Below are 19,465 nucleotides of genomic sequence, written 5' to 3'. Positions count from 1 at the left end.
CATAATCTTTGAAATGAAACACCAAAGCTGAATATTTTAAGACTATAACTCTTTTAGGGAGTTAAACTTATCTTTATAATCTCTTGTAGCCTTCAGTGCTTCCTTATAATTTATGCAAGAACTAGCAATCATAGCCCTTCTTGCTATGTCTATGCTATCAATCAAGTCATCATGCGCTCCTTTTGGATAAGTATCTAGCTCTTCTTTTAAGAGATTATCATTTTCATAAATGAGTAAATCCCCATCACTCAAAAGTGGGGCTAGGGAATCTAGGCGTATTTCTTTATTTGTATTAGATTTGATACCAATGATTGGTGTATAGATTCCATGAGTTAAAAACTTCTTTTTTAACTCATTTTTAAAGAATTCTTGAAAGGCTACTTCTTCACAGGCTATTGTTATATGTTCTGTTAGCTTTCTTGTCTTTGTAAAAAGTGTGAGTATTTTATCTATCATTTTATCTGGGGCAATCTTGTAGCCTTTGCTGCTAGCATAAATCTTACTTTCTTTTTTATTATAAAAAAGAGTGGATAGGGCAAAATAGTCTCCCCTTTTCTTACCAAGACTAGGGTCTATACCTATAAAGCATGAGTCTATATGTGGAGGTAGGTTTGTGTATGTGGTGTAATTACTTAAGGGGGCATTGTCTTTATCTAGCGGTTCGTTTTGAAATTCAGAGTAAAAACTTGCTTTATCTTCTAAATAATCGCTTAATATCTCTTTTATATGTAAGCTTGTATCATCAAGAATATAGCCTCTTGGTTTAAAGGTAGCAAGACTTTCTTTTGTAAGCAAGTCTAGGTTGCTTGGCATTTGTGGGAGTAGTGGAAAAGAGAATGTTTTAAAATCTTTACGAAGAGCTATGCGCTGCAGGAGTGAGTCATAATGCAGTGTTGTGCCCACAAGCATAATGTGATAATAAGGATTAAGACGGCTTGGGAGTTTGAGTATGGCTTTATTAAACCATTTATAGAGTTTATCTCTTTGGCTTTTAGATTCTATGTTCTCATCATTTTCAATATCATCACAAATGATTAAATCTGGACGCATACTTAAGAAATTTGTCCCACGAATTTTTTTACCTGCTCCAAAAGACTTAATTTTACATAATTGTGAGACTTTCCCCGTTGCTATCTTTAGGGCGCTTTTACTTTTATCTTGCAGTACTTCTGTATTATCGCTTTCATGAGTATTTACTTGGCTTTCTCTCTCTTGTTCTACTGAAAAGACAAGCTCTTCATTATTCCACAAGCTGCCCTTTTTTATCATAAAATCTTGCACAAGATTAATATTGTCCTCTAACTCTATTTTAAGCAAGTCGATGCCTTCTTTTGCAAGATCGAGCGTAGAGCTAATAATAATGGCATATCTTTTATCTCCTCTTAAAATTTGCCAAAGACAAAATAGTCTTGAGATTAAAGTTGTCTTTGCCGCACCACGATAGGCTTTTACCACCATTTTATTGGTTGGAGTAACTTTATTTGCAATAATTTTTGGCAATTCTGTATAGACCCATGCCCTAAACTTTGAGCTCTCCTTTTTTGTCATGCCATATTCTAAACCAATATGATGCCCTAAATATGTAGTAATAAAAGAATAAAAATCTTGTTTAGCTCTTTTTACACGACTTTCTCTATCTTTGTCATTTAGTTTTGGTAAAGCCTGTAAAAAGCTTTTTAAATCTTTAAGGCTATCCATATACCACCCTTTAATATTTAAACGAATTTAAACACTATTTAAATACTTTTAAACGCATATTTCTTTAAGCGTTGTAACCATATTTAAAAATTGCATATGCTCTAACAAAAAAATACAAAATATTGCGTGTGCTTCTCTTTACACCAATAGCCTCCATTGCTTCTAGGAATATCTTATCAGCTTCATTTCTTTTTACAAGCTCCTTACTATTGTTGTTATAAAGGATGCCCCAAGATTCTTTTTGCAAAAAAGCCTCGCATAATCTATCATGCAAAACTGCTGCTTTTGTGTATCTCCCAAAAGGTGGGAATATACTCCAAAACACTCTTGGCACACTGGCAAAATCTGTAATAAAGCCTTTTTGCACTCTGATTGTAAGTGTATTTTTTTCACTTCTATAATACATAAAATCCTCTAACACTTCATATTCACTGCCATCATCTAGCACTTTGACAAGTAGAGGCTTTGTGAAACTATTCATTATTCTCCTTTTTTAAAAATTTTTAAGATTTATTTGTGGTGCTCACTTACCAAAGATTATGTAATTTTTAAAGAGAGTTACCTTGCAGCTTCTCATAATCTTCCCAGCTCACGCTCTCAATTTCTGCAACATCACTTAGTGTCAGCAAATAGGCTTTTAACGCCCCACATATTGCAATAGTCTTTGCCTTATAAGCTAATCCATCCTGAAAGACTTGTTTTAGTTGCTCTTTTGTATGTGGGATATTTTGTTTTGGCTCATCTTTTCTATAACAACGAAAATACCCATCAATCCCAGCAACAACTAATGCGATTAAATTCAATTGGTCCTCTAGCCCTGAATCATAATAATAGGTATCACCTAGCGCACTAGAGCTAAAACTTGTAAGCAAGTTATCGCAATAGAGATTGAATTCAGCTTCTTTTTTCTTTCTTGCCTCTATTAATATGTTGTTTCGTTTCTCTATTATTTCTTGTGGCAATTCTGCTTCAAAAAATGGTGTATTTAAATTCTCACCTTCTACATATGATATATCATTATGCGTATCAATAACGCTAAAATTACCTGCTACGCTTAATGTGTCACTCATATTAATTCCATAGATTGCCATAATCTCTCCTTTTTAGTATTGTTTCTGCAAAACTGGTGTGTTATAAAGCAAATTAGAATCAAGCAAAGTGCCACAAGCATATAAACTTGTGGTAGCATCATCTTCACAGAGTGCTACAAGGTTTGCTTCAGTATTAAAACTAAAAAGCATGAAATCTTTAAGCTTTGTAGGCAGGATAACAGGTTTTAGTGTCTTTGTATTGATATTATCGCCTACACCTAAACTATTGTCGGTATTAAATCCACATGCAACAAGGCTATTTACATCTTTCTTTTTTGCAAAAAGGCGTGTATTTGTTCTATCATGTGTTACAACAAATTCTATATCTTCAGCCACGACATGTGCTATTTGTGAGTTCTGTGTATTATCTGAACCAAATCCAAAGCCACCATATCCAAAACCAAAAAGTCTCCCATCACCTTTTAATGCAAAGCATGTCCCACTCTTACTTGCTGGGAAAATATCAATAAAATCTTTATTATCCCCATTTAAAATATCAAGCTTGATAAATACATTAGAATCTGTTGCACTCTCACTGGAAAGCTGCCTTTCTTGATTATATCCTGCACCAAAAATTGAGCCATCTTCTAGTAGAATAAGGCTTGTGCTAGAAATGTGACTGACATTATTTATAGAAGCTTTAGCAAGTTTTACTTTCTGATTAAGCTCGAGTTTATAGGGCATAAGCACATTGGCATTACTCCCATTCCCACAAGCACCTTGAATATTATGTCCAAAGGTATAAAGCACTCCATCTTTATCGATACAGAGTGTTATGCCTTCATTACCTGTGCTTGCTAGAAAAATAGATTCTATGTTTGAGAGATAGGGGTTCTGTGTCCATGTATTAATATCGAGTGTATTATTTGTGCCAAGCTGCCCTGTGGCGTTCCTGCCTGTAACATAGACTTTGCCATCTTCACAAAGAGCAAGAGCTGATTGATAAGTATTTGAGATTGAGCTTCCACATACAATACTCTTTATTCTTGCAGGAAAGTCTACTTTTATAGGAAGAGGTATTGCATTTGTGTGTCCAACTCCTGCACAGCCACTTGCATTACTGCCCCATACATAGATAAAATTGCCCTCTTTAGGAAGTGCATAAAATGTGGTATGTCCGCCAAAAACTTCTATAAATTCAATATCTTGTGGCAGTGCAACACGGCTAAAATGAGGAGTATTTGTATTACGCCCACTCCCATTTGATTGCAAAGAGCTTGCATGTCCATTCATAAATACACCACCATATTGTGTAATCTCACCATTAGAGTCTAAAAAGATTTCCTGAAAAGCAAGACTTCTGTATAAGTGGATATTTTTTAATAATCTTAGGCTTTTGGTAGGTTTTAAGCCAAGTGCTAACACACTCTCTTTAATATCTCTTTTGCACTCCTCGCTAAAAGCATGCAGAATTTGCACATCTTCTTTTAAGCCATTGTTGTTATTTGAGAGTTCTAGCACTTCCTCTTTTATTTCTTGCAGTAACTCCATTGCAGCAATGAGGCTTTGTTCATTATCTTTTAGAGTATCACTCATTTATGCTCCTTAAATATAGTTTGAATGATTAATTCTGCATTTTGGCTTAAGAATTGCACGACTGCTTCATTTTGTTCTTGCAAGGCTAGTTTTGCAATACCCTCAATCGTTTTTCTTGCTATATCTTCACTCTGCTTTCTACTTGCAAATACATCATTTTTTTGCGGGGCTTTGAGTTTCCAATATGTTTCTGCATATTTATGCAGTTTTTCTATTGTCTCTGGCTCTAACTCCTCACTCTTTTCTATAAACTTTTCAAAAGAAAGAATGAGGGTTTTTAGAAATCTTGCTTCTTTCTCTCTTATAGATTCTATATCCCTTTCTTTATTTAAAGCAAGGATATCCCAGTTTATCCCCCTTTTTAAATCCTCTTTTTTATGGTAATAAAAGTTTCCACGAGAAATATTAAGCGTAGTGCATATATCATCAATACACATGCCTCTCACATACGCTTCTTTAATCTTGTCTCTCACTTTTTCCCCTTACAATCTTATCTTTTTATATCTTTAAGCTTCTTAGCGTGTTTATTGCTTACATGCATAACATAAAGCTTAAAAACTTTAAACATTAAATTAGGCAGCATTCTAACTCTATTTGTAGGGCAATTTTCCTAAAATCCTTAGGATTCTAATCTCTTATCTTCAATCATAATTGCTACTCAAATTTTTGTAAAAGGCATAAAAGCATGACAACAAATGCAGTATTTTTAGAATGCAATGCAGAAAACAATAACACAAAGATAAAAATTTCGCCCATTGGTGAGTTTAGCGGTGTTGATGGTAGGAAGTATTATTTAAATGCAGAATCTGTGCTTACTAATACAAAAAAGATTGGCACAGATTTGATGCTTGATAAAAACCATGAAGACAATGAAGCTATGGGTTGGTTTTCTCTCAACTCTTTGGAGATAAGAGAAGATGGGCTCTATGCGACCTTAAATCTTAATAGTATTGGTGAGGGGCTTATAAAAGATCGTGTTTTTAGATATTTAAGCCCAGCTTATAGCTGCAAGGGTATGAAAAATAATGCGTATGTAGTAGAGAGGATTGCAAGTATTGGACTCGTAAATCGTCCTAATGTGCTTTTTTCAGCACTAAACAAAGAAAGGGCTAATATGCAAGGGAATAATACAGAAGGGAGTAAAAATATGGCTGACTTAGAAAAGTTAAAAGAAGAGTTGAGTGCAGCTTTAAGTGAGAATGAGGCATTAAAAAAGAAGTTAGAGACCTTGCAAAAGGAAAAAGATGAAATTCTTTCAAATTCTTTAAAAGAAAAGATAGAGAATGCAATCAGTTGTGGTGAGATGTTGCCTGCTAGAAGGGAGAGTGCATTAGCTTTAAATGGGAGTGCTCTAGATTCATATCTTGAAGTATGCAGGGAAGAAGCAAAACATGTCTTAAAAAACAAGAGTGTAGACTTTAAGCCTCAAGGGGATGGGGATGGAATAGATTCTCATGTGAAAGCACAACTAGGATTATAATGTGTTGTCTCTTGTGCAAGTGTGAGCACATGCTTCGCACGATCGCTGATTTTAAGGGATTCTTCACTCAAAGCTTGGTCATTACCGACATAGGTAACTCCCTTCGCTTTTGCTTTGAAAACCCTTAAAATCAATCAAAGATATTTCCGCATAGAAGTGTTTATTTTTTATGTGTAAAAAGACAGATTTATAGACTTGCAGAATAAATCAAGATAAAAACTTATAAGGAGAAAACAATGGCAAAACTAGACACCGCTTACATGCAACAAGTAAGCAAAGGCTTATCAAAAGTATTTAATGATGCATTACAAAACAATGTGTGCGATTACAAAAAGATTGCAACAGAGATAAAAGCAAACACTATGAGTGTGGATTATGGCTGGGTGGGTGATTTACCTAATATGCGTGAATGGGTAGGCGATAGAGAGCTTAAAGACTTAAGTGCGAATAAATACACAATTCAGCGTAAAAAGTGGGAAAGCACTATACAAGTAGAAAGAGATGTAATTGAGTATGATAATCTAGGCATTGTAAAACCTAGAGTGCAAGGTATGGCTGAAGCTATAGGCGCACATTATGATGATCTTGTATTCTCTTTGCTTGAAAAAAATGAGACTTGCTATGATGGTAAAACTTTTTTTGCGACAGATCATCCAGTAGGCAGTGAGACTTTCTCAAACTCACATAGCTTGGAGCTCACAAGAGAAAATCTACTTGCTGTGAGAAAAGAGATGAGGGCTATTACTAATGAGTTTGGCAAACCTTTGCGTATTGTGCCAAATCTCTTAATTGTGCCACCTGAACTAGAAGCTAAAGCACTAGAGATATTAAACGCGCAATTTGTAGGTGGTGGAGATTCAAATATCACCTATAAAATATGCGATTATCTTGTATGTGATCGCTTGAGTGATGAGGGGGCTTGGTATTTACTTGATGTCAGTAAAACATTAAAACCTCTTATTTTACAGATAAATAAAAAAGTAGAGTTTGTAGCCCTAGATAATCCAAGCGATGAAAATGTGTTTATGAAAGATGCATTTTTATATGGAACAAGGAGTGAGGATAATGCGGGGTATGGGTTGTGGCAATTGGCTGCTAAATCAAAAGCATAGCTGTGCGTTGTCTCTTTGTTGCTTTTAAGTGAGTTATCGTAAAAGTCTGCGGTCTTGACATGTATAATACACCCCCTTGACTTTTGACTTCACAACACTTAAAATCAATCAAAGATACTTCCGCACGGAATCTAACCTTATGTATAAAAAGCATGAAATCTTTACAATAAATCTAAAAAGGAAATACAATGACAAGCAACACTCAAAATGCTAATAAGTTGCGACAAGGCTTAGAAAATGCAAGGCTAAAAGATAACAATAAAGAAAATTACAACAAGATACTTTTAGAGCAGATTCCAAGCATTGAAACAAGACTTGTGCTTTTAGAAAATAAGGTTAAAGAGATGTGCTCTAAGGATAAGGGCGAAAAGATAGAATCTAAAGAGAATAAAGAGAGAGATGAGAAAATGGAAACTAAGGCAAAGGCTTAAGGCTTTTTGTTAGCATAACTTAGTAAAGGTAAAAAATGATTGACTTAACTCACACCCCCTTACAATCCCCAAACTTTAAAGTCTTAAAGCAGAGGGCATTAAAAAGCTTAAGTAATCCTAGTGAGATTGATGATGATACTTTAATGTTAGCTCTTCAAGATTCAAATGAAGCATGTAAGGGAAAAGATGTGCCAAATTACATACGCATTGACTTTGCTTATGTGCGTTTAAAACTCTATTTAAAGATAGATTTAAATGGTGAAGATGAGTTGTTGTTTAAAAATGCACTTGAAGTGATAAGAAAAGCAAATTCATTTGATATAAAAGGGGATTTGTTCTCATCTAGATTCTATAACTCTGGCATAAGGGAGAGTAGTATATGATATTAGAAACTATACAAGAAGTGCAAAGGTTATTACCAAATACCATATTACTAAGCAGTGATAAGATAACTCAAGTAGGACAATATCTAAGTTTTAATCGTTTTAGCAAGATGAACTCTAAAGAAAGTCTATTTGAGTTTAAATTATATATAGCTGGTTATACACTTGATAAGAATACAGAAGGTGTGCTTATTCTATGTGATGAGTTTATAAATATCTTGCAAGATAATAAGACTAATGCCTTTTTGGGTTATCTTGCTTCATTAATCCTTGTAGATGATGCAAGACTTATTACTCATAATGAAGGGCTTTATATCTATGCAATTAGTTTTAGTGTAAGGCTTAGAATATGAAGTGGGTAACAATCATTATCTTTGGTTTGAGCGTGATATTCTCACTTATCTTTGGCATAAGGGCTTATATTAAACATGCAATTCTTACAGGTTCTAGTAAGGTGATATGTGAGAGTGCAATATTAAATCAAAATGAAGCAATACAAAAAGAAGCCCTAGATAAAGAAAGGCTAGATAAACATAACAAGGAAGCATTAAAGCAAGAGAGAGAAGTTATTGTGAAATACAACACAATAAGGCTTACAGATAAGAGTTGTGAAAAAGAATTAAAGGAGATTAAAAATGCGTTATCTATTTTTCATGCTAATCCCCCTTAGCTTTATCTCATGCGCTAGAGAAACTGAGATTAGGTATAAAGAAGTATTTATCCCTAGTAAATGCGAGATTGTTAAAAGACATAGACCAGATACAAATGGATCTGTGTTAGAACAGATTATAAAGCTGCTTGGCTATATTGAACTTTTAGAAAAGGACATTAAGATATGCAGAGGTGAGTATGAATGATTTTTTTGAGAGTTTGAAAGAATATCTTTTTGTTTTAGTCATTGGTTTAATCATAGGCATTTTATTTCTCATAAAAGGCTATGAGCAAACAGAGATTAAGACAAAGGGGCAGTTGTTTAGATATGTGATACATGGTGTGTTAATCTCTATGTTTATTACATGGCTTGGATTTGAAGTCTTTGTATATGTTGGTCTACCCTATCAATTAAGCGTGGCTTTAGGTGGGGCATTAGCCTATCTTGGCACAGATAGATTAGTTATGATAGTAGAGCGGTTTATACAAAAAAAACTTTAGGTCCTACGTTTGTCTCTTGTGCAAGCGTGAGCACATGCTTCACTGAAGCACTGATTTTTGTTGATTTTTTACTCAAGGCTTGGTCACTTACAACAAAGTAGGCTCTCTGTATCTTTGACTTAAAAACAACAAAAATTCATCAAAAATCTTAAATGCAAAAAGCTTAGCGGGTTGGTCTTTTGCTTCCTACTTAGCAAACTTATTGAATAAAGGAAAAACATGAAAGAAAACCCATATTTTCAAGAAAAAGAATTTAGATGTAAATGTTGTGGCAAATTGCCTCAAGGTATGCCACCTGATGAGCTTGTAGATGTGTTAGTAGAAATTAGAGAGCACTTTGGTAAGCCTTTGATAATTAAAAGTCCTTATAGATGTCCTGAAAACAACAAAAGAAACAATGGTGCAAGTAAATCAAGACATCTAGTAGGTGATGCAGTAGATTTCATAATCAAAGGTGTGCCTACTAAACAAGTATTCGAACATGTATTAAAAACATATAATGACAAGCCCTTTGGGATTGCAATAGGCATAAATCCTCATGATGAGTTTAGAGGATTCGTGCATTTAGATACAAGGGGTTATAAGGCAAGGTGGTCTTATAATAAAGCAGGTGAAGCATACTTTGCACAGATTAAAAAGGAATTTAACTTAGCTTAAGGAGTAAACATGGTAAATAACACACAAAAAGACAATCTCTATCTTGCAGGTGGCATTATGTATATTCAGCCATATTTGCAAGATGGGAGTTTGAGTGAAGAAAAATATGACATGGGTGCAACAGAGGTTACTCTCACAAGAGATACGCAAAGTGCTACTGCTTTTACTCGTAGTGGAGGATTAAAACAAAAGATTGCAGAAGTGGTAACTGAGGAAAATTATACCATGAAAATCACTTGCAATAGTTTCTCACCAGCAAATCTTGCCAATGCGCTTGGTTCTCGCATTGAAGAAGTTGTGTTTCAAGAAAATGAGATTTTACCTAGTGGTGAGGTTTCAGATGGTGAGTATAAATATGTAAAGATTAGTGCTGGAACTAATCCATTATTAAAAGCAAAACTTATCTTCGTTGGAATCCCTGTTGCTGGTAAAAGAGTGATTGCAATAATCCATGAAGCAAATATTAAAATGGGTGGTGATTTACCTTTAATGAGTGAAGATTTTGCAAATATGAGCTTTGAGGGCAGTGCGAATAAAACAAATGAAGGCTATTACACGCATTTTATAGAGCAAGAAGTAAAAAGGTTTTTACCTACAGAATTAAGCGCATCAGTAAAAAATCTCTCACTACTTCTTAGTAAAAAAGAGAATATTACCATTAACACAAATGCAAGTGATTATAGCTATGAAATAGAGAGTGAAACGCAAGATTTTATCACTCTAAAAAAGATGGATACAAATTTAGAAGTAACTTCTAAGAAAGTAGGCAGTGGCATAATAAAGATAAAAGCAAAAGGTAAGGATATGAAAGAGAGCGAGTTAAGCATTGAAGTAGTAGTGCAAGAAATGTCTATAACAGAACTTAATGCTTCAAATAAAAGCGTAAGCTTAATTGAGGGTGCAAGTGAAAGTATAGATATTAGCACAAATGCTACAAGCTTTAAGGCTGAAGTAACACTGGGGGCTGAAAAGATAAAGCTTTCTCAAAGTGAAAGGGGCATAAGTATTGAAGCAAAAGCACAAGGCAGTGCAAAAGTTAGAGTAAGTGCAAAAGGTGAATATATGAGAGAAAACTCACTAGAGATTGATTGTGCTATCACTGAAAAGCCTATGACAGAATTAAGCACTACACCAGAGAGTTTAGCTATTACTTTAGGAGAAACTGAAAACTTACAAGTCAATACAAATGCTACTGATTTTACCTATGAGTTACAAGAGCTAAGCGAGGCAGACTGCATTACTATCTTAAAGCAAGATTCAAACCTTCAAGTAAGCGGTGCAAAAGTTGGGACTGGTAAGATAGTATTAAAGGCTACTAAAGAGGGCATGAAAGAGGCGATTAAAGAAGTGCAAGTAGCAGTTAATAATACTTGATAACAGAATCTAGATAAAGAGAGTCTAGAAATTTAGCTTAATGTAAAACTTTAATAAGGAGAGAATATGAGTGATTTTGTATATAAAGTAAAAAGGGCAGAGATTAGATTCCAAGCAGAGTTAAGCACAGGTGAAAAAATAACTCTAAGCCTATTAGAAACAAATGCAAGGCAATTGCAAGAACTCACAAAAGAGAGTGGTATCAGTGAGAACCTAGAAGCAACAATTAAGCAATTAAAAGAGAATCTAAGAGGCGAGAGAGTAGGAGACTTTGTAAATGACTTAATAGAGAATGGCTCACTTGATGCCTTTTATACCACAATGGCAGAAAGCTTTAAGAAAAAAAGAGAGGCTAAAAGAAAAAACTCATAAGATGGGCAAAGGAACAAGCCTTTCTCGCTAGAGATAAATCTAGCGTGCCTTTGCCCATTGTATTAGAGGATATGGAAGAAATAATTATTGCATTAGGCTTTAATCTTAGCTTAGAGTTTCAAGTTGGGGCTTTTAGCGTGATTGAATGTGTGAATTATCTTATTGTTAAGGATTATTGTAAGAGAGAGGGGCTAGATAGTATTCTTATACTAGAACTTTATAAGGAAATGCTATCAGCTAGGCTTACTTAGTTTTTTATGTTGCGTTTTTCTTTTTGCGACTTTTAAGCTAGGGGAAATTCAGCTTTGATTATACATTTACAAGATTAGCCATAAAAATAGCTAGTCATTATCGCATGAGATAACTCCTAGCCAAAAATTTAAAAAAGCAAAGATTGCCATAATGCAAATCTTAGAATCTGTGTTTTGTCTTGTGCAAGGTAGGACTTAATAACCCTTAAAAGTGTCTCGCAAGACAACGCATTACTATAAGGGGAGAAGTATTTTGAATAATTCCAATGTCTCACTTGACATAGTCTTCAATGTTACAGGCGAACAAGGCATTAATAAAGCAAATTCTGCCCTAAATACAACAAAAAAGAATCTAGATAGTGGCACAAAAGGTTCAATTGGTTTTGGGTCTGCAATAGGTAAGCTAACTATTGGTTTAGGGGCTTTAGGACTTGCAGCACAAGCCTTAGGTATGCTAAAAGATGTATTGGTAGAGCCTATAAAAGATTCCATAAGACTCAATGCTGAATATGAAAATCTCTCAAACTCTATTGCTTCTTTAATCTCAATCAATCATGAAAATGTAGATTCTATGGGGAATGTTTTATCCGTGCAAGAAAAACATGCAAAATCTCTTAGTCTAGCTAAAGAGACTATTAATGATCTCAAAAATGTTGGCATTGAACTTGGTTATAGCATGAATGATATGAGCGATATGTTTAAAGGCTTTTACTCAACTGCTGGTGCTACTATGAGTCTAGAACAAGCAAAAGAAGTCATGGAGAAAATAGCAGTAGCAGCAAATGTATCTGGCGTAGATGTAGAGTCTTTAAAAGTAACACTTGATAATCTAGGCAGTGGTGTAGCAGATACTGCAACTGACTTTGGTCGCTTTATAAAGTCTCTAGGCTTAAGCACAGAGGCTATGACGCAAGCAAAAAATGAGGGCAAGTTATATGAATTAATGCTAGAAAAACTCTCTCCCTTGCAAGAGAGTGTAAAAGCACAAAGCATGAGTTATTCTGTAGCAGTAGGTAAGCTTAACTCTGCATTTGATGATTTAAAACGAAGTGCTATGAGTGAGTATTTTGAAAAGATAAAAAACTCCATTGCTTCAATGACTGAATTTATTACAAGCAATAAAGAGAGATTTCTAGCTGTATTTGCTGCATGGATAGATTATATACAAAGAGTGTTTAATGCCTTAAAAGAATTAGTCCTGCTTTTATGGGAAGAGTTTGGTAATGCTTTAAAGTGGATTGCAAGCTGCTTTAAAGAGAGTAATAAAGAGCTTGATACCTTTATTATCTTATTAAAAGGTATGCAAACTACTATGGTAGGCATTGTAGCTGTTATTAATGTCATAGTTGAAGGTGTAAAGCTTGTTATAAATACGATTAAAGGCATGATAAATAATGCAATGGCAGCAGGTGATGCAATAAAATATGCCTTTTCATTTGGAAAAGACAAAGTTGCCCTTGCAAGCTTTCATAAAAGAATGGCAGAAAATGATGCAATATGGGAGAAAATGAAAGGCAATGTCTCTCATATGGGAGATGTGCTTGTAGATAGCTATAAAGAGATACTTGCTCTATGGAATGATGAGCAAGAAAAGGTGAATAAAGATGTTGAAACAAATACTACAAAACTTGTAGCTAAGAAAAGAAATGCTACACAAACAAAGCAAACTACAGCACAAAAAAAAGGCTTAAGCGAGACTGAAAGACTAAAAGCATTCTGGGATTATGAGTATAGAATAAGGGAGAGAAATATCTCTCTTATGCAAGATGGTAAGAAAAAAGAAATCGCATTAGAAAAACTACGCTATGAAAGAACGATTACAAATCTAAACTTTGAAGTCAATGAAAAGCTAAAGAGTGGAGAATTAGAACTCGCTCAAGTTAATGCCCTATATGAAGCAGAAAACAAACTCCATGAAAAAAGAATGAAAGAGATACAAGAATATAATCTCTATGTAGAACAGATTACAACAAGTCTTAACTACTCACTTAGCTCTGGGTTTAATGAACTCTTAAGCGGTAAAAGTAGTATAGCTGATGCGTTTTCTAACATTATGAGTGAAGCACAAAATTCAATCACACAAGGTTTTAGCACAGCTTTAAGTGATGCTTTTACTAATAGCAAGGTAATGAAAGGTATGCAAGATGCCTTTGGCAGTGTATTTGAAAAGCTTATGGGGGAGGATGGGGCATTAGGCAAACTCTTTGGTGAAGGGGGAGCATTAGGCTCTCTTATGGAGAGTGCTGGTGCAGCTATCGCTGGATTTAGCATAGGTAATTCTGTGGGAGGAATAGCAACTAGTCTTCTTGGAGATGAAGGCAATAAGAAGATAGCAGATATTGCAACAAAGGTGGGTAGTGGTATTGGTGCAACAGCTGGAGCGGCTTTTGCAGGACCACTAGGTGCTGTTGTAGGTGGTGCAATAGGCGGACTTGTAGGGGCATTAGGTGGGACTTTTTATTCAAACAATACAAAGCAGACTGGAAGTGGAGTAGAACTTACAAGTAGGGCTACTAAAGATTCTATTAATGCAAGGGAGTATGCAGACTTTACAAATACAAAGAAATATATGTGGGGCCTAATCAAAAAAGAAAATCACTATACAGAGCATTATAGTGCAAATGAGAAAGCATTAAGGGCAATAAAGAATACATTAAGAACCTATGAGTATGCCTTAAAAGATATAGGCGGCACAATGCAAACAATAGGTGTAGATGCAGGAAGATATAGCTCATATGCAGCCATTGCAGATGCAGGTGCAAAAGAGCTTATTGCTAACTTCTTAGGCATACCAAAAACAATAGAAAACCCAGATTTAAGTGCAGTCTATAAAGTATGGGAGGATTATGCTAAAGGTGTAAATAAAAGTGTCAATGAAGCCCTTTTGGAATCTCTAAATACCTATATCAACACAGGAAACAATTATCAAACTTGGCTTTATAACTTTAAAGGACAAGAGAGTGAGGCATTAAAGTTTCAAGCAGAATTAGCAAAGCAGCAAGTAGAAAGGATTACAGAAGGCTTAGGGGCTGAAAATGTAACCATAGATAATTATATGCAGTTTAGAGAAGATATGCTAAAAAGAAGCTTTGATCCAGAAACTATTGCAAATATTAATGCTTTAGGAGAGGCTTTGATCTCAAGTGGTGAAGCTACTAAGAAATATGAGGAAGCACTAAAGGGAGAGAAAAAGACTAAACTCAATATGATAGATCCCTTTTTAGCAAAGACAAAAAAGCTAGAAGACTTACAAAACAATAAAGATGACACACAAGAAAAACTAAGCGTGCAAATGCTCTCTACTCTAAAACAAATATTAAGAACAAACCAAGAGAGTTTGGAGATGGCAAAATGAAAGTATTAAAAAGAAATGAAATCATTATTCTAGAATCTAATCTAAAAGATGATACACCATTATTTGATATAAATAAATCCTATACAAAGGGTGATATTGTAAGAGATTCTAAGTCTAAATACAGAGCAAAAGAAGATACAAGCAAGAATGAGTTAGATAATCTAGCTTATTGGGAGTGGATAGGTACAAGTAATTATTGGGCTATGTTTGATTATTATCTCAATACTTCAAGTGTGAATGAAGAAAGCATTGAAGTAACCTTTTCATGTAAAGATTCTGCTGGAATCTATATAGCAGGGATTAAGGCTAGATACTTACTTATAGAAGTCTTAGATAATAGGAGTGGTGAAGTTATAGAAAAAAGAGAGTATAGACTGAGTGGGAATGAGATTACATGTTGGAGTGAATACTTCTTTGGTGAAAAAGATAGTCTAAAAACGCATAATATCTTTTATGAGAGAACAACTTTTACAAGGAATGTTAGTTTTAGGGTTAAGGCTTATGGTTCAAATATAGTCTCTATTAGCTCTATTATCTGTGGGAAGCTTATTAATATTGCTATGAGTTTATATGCTAAGAATGCTATCTCATTACTTGACTTCTCAAAAGTTGAGACAGATTCATTTGGCTATACACAACTTACTAAAGGAAACTTTAAAAGGACAAACACATTTGAAGTCTTAGTGGAGGATAAGGATATGGATAGAGTGAGTTATCTCTTAGGTGATTTAAGGGGAGAGGCTGTAGTATTTATTATCTCGGATTATTTTGAAAACTTAATTAACTTTGGATTTTTGAAAAATCATGAGATATTGTTAGAGAAAGTGGGGAGAAGTATTGTGAGTATTGAAATAGAGGGATTAATTTAGTATGCGTCGTCTCTTTGTTGCTTTTAAGCGAGTTATCGTAAAAGTCTGCGGTCATGTATATATAATACACTCCCTTGACTTTTACTCAACAACACTTAAAATCAATCAAAGATACTTCCGCATAGAATCTAGCCTTTTTGCGTATGGGCTACCACGACTTCCTTGCGGAATGGGTGCAATGACAGACAAAACCAGATTTCTAAGATTTGCAAGTGAATGTATAATCAAAATGAAATCTCTTAAAATCAAACAACAAAAGGAGTAAATATGACAAAAATAACACCACTACCAAAACCACCTACAACACAAGATAGTATAAACTTTGATGTAAGAGCAGATGAGTTTCTAGAATCTTTGCCAAAGTTTGCAGATGAGTTAAATGCCTTTGGTAAAGATATTGCAAACTTTGGGGATTATGTAGAGACAGAGTTAGAAGAAGAGATAAAAGCAAAGTTAGAAAAAGCAGTGCAAGAAGGGAAAAATAAGATTATAGAAACTGCAAAAGAGAAGCAAAAAAGACTAGAAGCAATAGCGGCTATCAAATCAGATAAATGGCAGAATATCGCTCAATTTATCTTAATCATGCTAAAAGATATTAAGGCTAACTTAGAGAAAGAAAGGCTAAAGAGACAAAGATTGCTAGAATATAAGCTATTCTTTAGAGAGAGTTTGCCACAAGGATATGTAAAGCCTCATTCAATTTTAAAGATAAGTGAGTATCCACTTGTATGGTTTTATTGTAAAAATACAGCTAAATCAGTGCAAAAGGGAGTAGGATTCACACATTTTAGATTACCGCAAGGAAATCTCTATACAAAAGGTGTGAGTGAAAAAGGGCTTGTTGGTAGCTTTGGAGAACAACAGCTGTTGGAACATACACATAATTATAATATAACTAATCTATCAAACACGGGCGATAGAATTAAAGGTGGAAGCGATAATTACAGAAATTTTTCTTCCCATCTCTCTCATTCAAGTGTGGCTACAAGTCTTACTGGTAAAAAAACAAATGAAGTAAAGCGTATTCATCTATTAGAAGGATATTTTGTAGGGGAATAGTAAGAATAAAACCTATTTAAACAATGTGAAAATATGCTTTAAAGGATGTTTAAATAGGGCTTTTAAGTTTAGCGTAATCCTTAAAAACAAAAATATTTTAGCTCTTTTGTAAAAAGGAGTATGAATTTTTATGTTTTATAAGGAGATTGTATGAATAAGAGTGGTTTTTATACATTACTCTAATCTCTCAAACATCTTTTTTAGATTCTAAGCTTTTTTAAACGCTTCTCTTTACGTAGATTCTAACTTTTAGCTATTACTATGAATTTCCCTTTGTTTTTGTAAATAGCATTCACAAGAGCGTGTTTGCCTGGCTAGTTTTTCTAATGCATTGCAGAGGAACCATAGCTCTTGTTCTCTCACTTGAAACTCTTTTGAGCTAAATCCCATAAACATAGCAATATGTGCAAGTGCTTTTATATCATCATGGATATTATTAAGCGTATCAAGGACATCTATATGCGTTTTTATCTATATTCTAATACACCCCTTTTAGCTTCTCTTAACACACAATATAAAGCATGCTCGCTTCTTTGCATAATCTCTTGTATCTCTCTCATGCTTTTCCCTTCTTCCCTTAAAGAGAGGATTTGTATTTTCTCTTCCTCACTTAATCTTTTGCCATAATGCTCTGGCAGGATTTTTACCTCTTTTTTATCCTTATTGTCATACAAGGCTAAAAGCTTTCTTTGCAGAGCTATCACTTCATCTTTTAAGCTTTCATTTTCTTGTTTAATGCAATCTTTCTGTGTATTAGAATCTTGTAATTCTGTAATGAGATTATGTAAGATTTGTTCTTGCTTAGCTCTTGTCTTTTTGTTTTGATTGATATAGTAGCCATTCTTTCTAATGCTAGGGAGGACTTCATTTACCACCCATTGTCGAAAGGGTTTAGCTTTTGGTTTATCACTTCGCATAAGCACAAAATAGAGTTGTGGCTCGGTAATCATGTTAAAGTCTTTAATCCCATAGCCTGTATCAAAGCTACCCACTTCTAGCGTGGATAGCTCAAATTCCCTTAAAATAGCCTCTTTTACTTTATAAGTATCTTGTATTTCCAAAATCTTACATACATCAGCGAGGCAAAAGAGGGGATTCTCATTATTGCCTATAACTCTTACATTTCCTAAGTCTTTATGTTGAAATATTTGTAGCTGCATGACTAATCCTTTTTCTTATCCATACTAAAAACCTTGTATGTTAAAGCACATAGCCATACAATAATCACACCAAATAACAAATTTTCTAGCATTTTTAGCCCCTTTATGATAAAATTAGGCATACACAAATGTTGGTTATTGTGGAAGTGGGCTTTTATGCCTCCCACCCACCCTACCATTATCTTAAGAATTATTAAGCATTTTAATAATCCAAATAATAATGGCTACAAGTCTGGCTAACTTGATAATTAAATCTAACCACTTCATTTGTGTATCTCCTTTCGTAAGATTCAAAAAGTATGTTTTACAACCTTTTGATAATATAATTATATATAAAATATGTTCTTTTGTCAAGTATAATGGTATGTTTTGTGAATATTTTTTGCAGAAAAAGTATATGTAGTGTATTTTATTGCAATAAATAAGTATTTAATTTATCATGTTCTTTATAAAAGTTTTAAAACTTTCAAACTCTTGCAGTTTATCCCTTAATTGTTGTATTTCTATTTGCATTTGTAGAGATTTTTTCATTGGTTCGCTAATCTCATTCTTTGCGATTGCACTTTTTATCGCACTCTCACTATACCCAATCTTCTCCCCCAATTCTTTATAAGTTAATCCCAATTCCTTACAAGTCTTTTTAATCAAATTCTCATTTTTTTTATCTGTTTTTTCTTGCATTTTTATCCTTTCGTAGTGGTAATTATAGCCTATTTACATGAAAATATTCTAACATAAGCTTTATAAAATATAATCCCCTACCAACATGTTTTAGATTTCTTGCATAATAAAAATATTTCAATTAATCAATTTTTCTATGGTAGTGATCCTATAGAAGTAGCCAAACATTCTTTGAAATATAAGATTTTAAAGCTATATACAGCAAATGTATCGGCAGGGGCTGGGTGTGAGAATACAGAGGTAGAATGCAAGGATATTATATTTGATACAACCATGTTAAAAGAAATGGGGTTTTATGAATGTGAGGTTGTAAGGGTTTGTGGTGATAGTATGGAGGGAGCAATACATCATGGGAGCTTATGCTTTATAGATGTGAGATACAAGGATATTAAAAATGGCAAAATATATGCGATAAATACAAAAGATGGTGTGTTCGTAAAGCAATGCTATCACACGCCTACTCACATAATACTTTCAAGCATGAATGATATTTATCTGCCAATACAATATCCATTAGAAGAAGTCAATGTGATAGGTAGGGTTAAAGGTGTGATAAATGCCTTATAGGGTGCATGGGATAGATATTAATTATAGCTTAGTGTCAGTATGGGCTAGTATCAACACACATAATGAAAGACAGACAAACAACTTCTGTTATAGCGTTTGAGAGTTAAATTAAAGATGTTTGTGTTTATGAAATAATAAGACAAAATTTACATTTAAAATCAAAGTCAAAAAATGCAGGATTCAAGCACACTTTGATTTTAAATGTAAAATGACTTTGATTTTAAATGCGGTTATACA

At 34.0% G+C, this 19,465-nt stretch carries 25 protein-coding genes; 17 read left to right on the top strand and 8 right to left on the bottom strand.

Annotated elements, in window-relative coordinates:
- Positions 1 to 42: 42 nt before the first annotated feature.
- From terL to LS81_RS08700, 5 genes are all read right to left on the bottom strand, one after another.
- Positions 43 to 1,698 (bottom strand): phage terminase large subunit, encoded by a 1,656-nt coding sequence (gene terL, locus LS81_RS08720; protein WP_034347696.1) that lies wholly within the window; start codon positions 1,696 to 1,698, stop codon positions 43 to 45.
- Positions 1,699 to 1,762: 64 nt separating this feature from the next.
- Positions 1,763 to 2,179, bottom strand: a complete 417-nt coding sequence (locus LS81_RS08715) for a DUF1353 domain-containing protein (protein ID WP_034347695.1) — start codon at positions 2,177 to 2,179, stop codon at positions 1,763 to 1,765.
- A 67-nt stretch (positions 2,180 to 2,246) separates the two neighbouring features.
- Complete coding sequence (locus LS81_RS08710) at positions 2,247 to 2,789, bottom strand: hypothetical protein (protein WP_052096641.1); 543 nt, start codon at positions 2,787 to 2,789, stop codon at positions 2,247 to 2,249.
- 12 nt (positions 2,790 to 2,801) lie between these two features.
- Positions 2,802 to 4,325 carry an RCC1 domain-containing protein gene (locus LS81_RS08705; RefSeq protein ID WP_034347694.1) on the bottom strand — a complete coding sequence of 508 codons (1,524 nt, stop codon included), beginning with the start codon at positions 4,323 to 4,325 and terminating at the stop codon, positions 2,802 to 2,804.
- Positions 4,322 to 4,798 carry a DUF1804 family protein gene (locus tag LS81_RS08700; RefSeq protein ID WP_034347693.1) on the bottom strand — a complete coding sequence of 159 codons (477 nt, stop codon included), beginning with the start codon at positions 4,796 to 4,798 and terminating at the stop codon, positions 4,322 to 4,324. The genes LS81_RS08705 and LS81_RS08700 overlap by 4 nt, the downstream gene beginning before the upstream one ends.
- A gap of 212 nt (positions 4,799 to 5,010) precedes the next feature.
- On the opposite strand from LS81_RS08700, the gene LS81_RS08695 reads away from it, so the two are divergent.
- Together LS81_RS08695 and LS81_RS08690 are read left to right on the top strand one after the other, a co-directional pair.
- Positions 5,011 to 5,805, top strand: coding sequence for a phage protease (locus LS81_RS08695; protein WP_052096640.1), 795 nt, complete (start codon positions 5,011 to 5,013; stop codon positions 5,803 to 5,805).
- 236 nt (positions 5,806 to 6,041) lie between these two features.
- Positions 6,042 to 6,917, top strand: a complete 876-nt coding sequence (locus LS81_RS08690; RefSeq protein WP_034347692.1) for a Mu-like prophage major head subunit gpT family protein — start codon at positions 6,042 to 6,044, stop codon at positions 6,915 to 6,917.
- Here the strand turns inward: LS81_RS08690 and LS81_RS11335 are convergent.
- On the bottom strand, positions 6,901 to 7,071 hold the full coding sequence (locus LS81_RS11335) for a hypothetical protein (RefSeq protein ID WP_161976757.1): 171 nt from the start codon (positions 7,069 to 7,071) through the stop codon (positions 6,901 to 6,903). The two genes, LS81_RS08690 and LS81_RS11335, sit on opposite strands and share 17 nt — an antisense overlap.
- Before the next feature lie 34 nt (positions 7,072 to 7,105).
- Between LS81_RS11335 and LS81_RS08685 the strand changes: the two genes are divergently transcribed.
- The 14 genes from LS81_RS08685 to LS81_RS08620 all read left to right on the top strand — a co-directional run bounded on the left by LS81_RS08685 (position 7,106) and on the right by LS81_RS08620 (position 16,820).
- Positions 7,106 to 7,348, top strand: coding sequence for a hypothetical protein (locus tag LS81_RS08685; protein ID WP_034347691.1), 243 nt, complete (start codon positions 7,106 to 7,108; stop codon positions 7,346 to 7,348).
- Positions 7,349 to 7,383: 35 nt separating this feature from the next.
- The gene (locus LS81_RS08680) at positions 7,384 to 7,731 is read left to right on the top strand and encodes a hypothetical protein (protein WP_052096639.1); all 348 of its coding nucleotides are present in this window, start codon (positions 7,384 to 7,386) and stop codon (positions 7,729 to 7,731) included.
- Entirely contained in the window at positions 7,728 to 8,084 is a 357-nt protein-coding gene (locus LS81_RS08675; RefSeq protein ID WP_034347690.1) for a hypothetical protein, read from the top strand. Before LS81_RS08680 ends, LS81_RS08675 begins: the two co-directional genes overlap by 4 nt.
- Positions 8,081 to 8,401, top strand: coding sequence for a hypothetical protein (locus LS81_RS08670; protein WP_034347689.1), 321 nt, complete (start codon positions 8,081 to 8,083; stop codon positions 8,399 to 8,401). The genes LS81_RS08675 and LS81_RS08670 overlap by 4 nt, the downstream gene beginning before the upstream one ends.
- Entirely contained in the window at positions 8,367 to 8,588 is a 222-nt protein-coding gene (locus LS81_RS08665; RefSeq protein ID WP_138069896.1) for a hypothetical protein, read from the top strand. Before LS81_RS08670 ends, LS81_RS08665 begins: the two co-directional genes overlap by 35 nt.
- Positions 8,581 to 8,883 carry a phage holin family protein gene (locus LS81_RS08660; RefSeq protein WP_034347687.1) on the top strand — a complete coding sequence of 101 codons (303 nt, stop codon included), beginning with the start codon at positions 8,581 to 8,583 and terminating at the stop codon, positions 8,881 to 8,883. The genes LS81_RS08665 and LS81_RS08660 overlap by 8 nt, the downstream gene beginning before the upstream one ends.
- A 219-nt stretch (positions 8,884 to 9,102) precedes the next feature.
- Positions 9,103 to 9,540 carry a D-Ala-D-Ala carboxypeptidase family metallohydrolase gene (locus tag LS81_RS08655; RefSeq protein ID WP_034347685.1) on the top strand — a complete coding sequence of 146 codons (438 nt, stop codon included), beginning with the start codon at positions 9,103 to 9,105 and terminating at the stop codon, positions 9,538 to 9,540.
- Between the two features lie 9 nt (positions 9,541 to 9,549).
- Positions 9,550 to 10,914: a hypothetical protein gene (locus LS81_RS08650; protein WP_034347684.1), complete on the top strand. Its 1,365-nt coding sequence runs from the start codon at positions 9,550 to 9,552 to the stop codon at positions 10,912 to 10,914.
- Positions 10,915 to 10,980: 66 nt separating this feature from the next.
- Positions 10,981 to 11,286 (top strand): hypothetical protein, encoded by a 306-nt coding sequence (locus LS81_RS08645; protein ID WP_034347683.1) that lies wholly within the window; start codon positions 10,981 to 10,983, stop codon positions 11,284 to 11,286.
- 71 nt (positions 11,287 to 11,357) lie between these two features.
- Positions 11,358 to 11,537: a hypothetical protein gene (locus tag LS81_RS08640; protein WP_138069895.1), complete on the top strand. Its 180-nt coding sequence runs from the start codon at positions 11,358 to 11,360 to the stop codon at positions 11,535 to 11,537.
- A 253-nt stretch (positions 11,538 to 11,790) separates the two neighbouring features.
- Positions 11,791 to 14,892: a hypothetical protein gene (locus LS81_RS12065; RefSeq protein ID WP_233715864.1), complete on the top strand. Its 3,102-nt coding sequence runs from the start codon at positions 11,791 to 11,793 to the stop codon at positions 14,890 to 14,892.
- Complete coding sequence (locus LS81_RS08630) at positions 14,889 to 15,761, top strand: hypothetical protein (protein ID WP_034347681.1); 873 nt, start codon at positions 14,889 to 14,891, stop codon at positions 15,759 to 15,761. The genes LS81_RS12065 and LS81_RS08630 overlap by 4 nt, the downstream gene beginning before the upstream one ends.
- A gap of 1 nt (position 15,762) precedes the next feature.
- Positions 15,763 to 16,026: a hypothetical protein gene (locus LS81_RS08625; RefSeq protein ID WP_034347680.1), complete on the top strand. Its 264-nt coding sequence runs from the start codon at positions 15,763 to 15,765 to the stop codon at positions 16,024 to 16,026.
- 2 nt (positions 16,027 to 16,028) lie between these two features.
- Positions 16,029 to 16,820, top strand: a complete 792-nt coding sequence (locus LS81_RS08620) for a hypothetical protein (RefSeq protein WP_034347679.1) — start codon at positions 16,029 to 16,031, stop codon at positions 16,818 to 16,820.
- A 467-nt stretch (positions 16,821 to 17,287) separates the two neighbouring features.
- On the opposite strand, the gene LS81_RS08615 is transcribed toward LS81_RS08620, so the two are convergent.
- Positions 17,288 to 17,980 (bottom strand): BRO family protein, encoded by a 693-nt coding sequence (locus LS81_RS08615; protein WP_034347678.1) that lies wholly within the window; start codon positions 17,978 to 17,980, stop codon positions 17,288 to 17,290.
- Positions 17,981 to 18,409: 429 nt separating this feature from the next.
- Positions 18,410 to 18,661 (bottom strand): helix-turn-helix transcriptional regulator, encoded by a 252-nt coding sequence (locus LS81_RS08610; protein WP_034347677.1) that lies wholly within the window; start codon positions 18,659 to 18,661, stop codon positions 18,410 to 18,412.
- A gap of 99 nt (positions 18,662 to 18,760) precedes the next feature.
- On the opposite strand from LS81_RS08610, the gene LS81_RS08605 reads away from it, so the two are divergent.
- Entirely contained in the window at positions 18,761 to 19,228 is a 468-nt protein-coding gene (locus tag LS81_RS08605) for a S24 family peptidase (protein ID WP_052096638.1), read from the top strand.
- Positions 19,229 to 19,465: the final 237 nt, after the last annotated feature.

Origin of the sequence: Helicobacter trogontum, assembly GCF_000765905.2 — a bacterium.
Taxonomy (GTDB): domain Bacteria; phylum Campylobacterota; class Campylobacteria; order Campylobacterales; family Helicobacteraceae; genus Helicobacter_A; species Helicobacter_A trogontum.
Note: the sequence above shows the minus strand (reverse complement) of the source record. Positions and strands in the feature narration are given on the sequence as shown.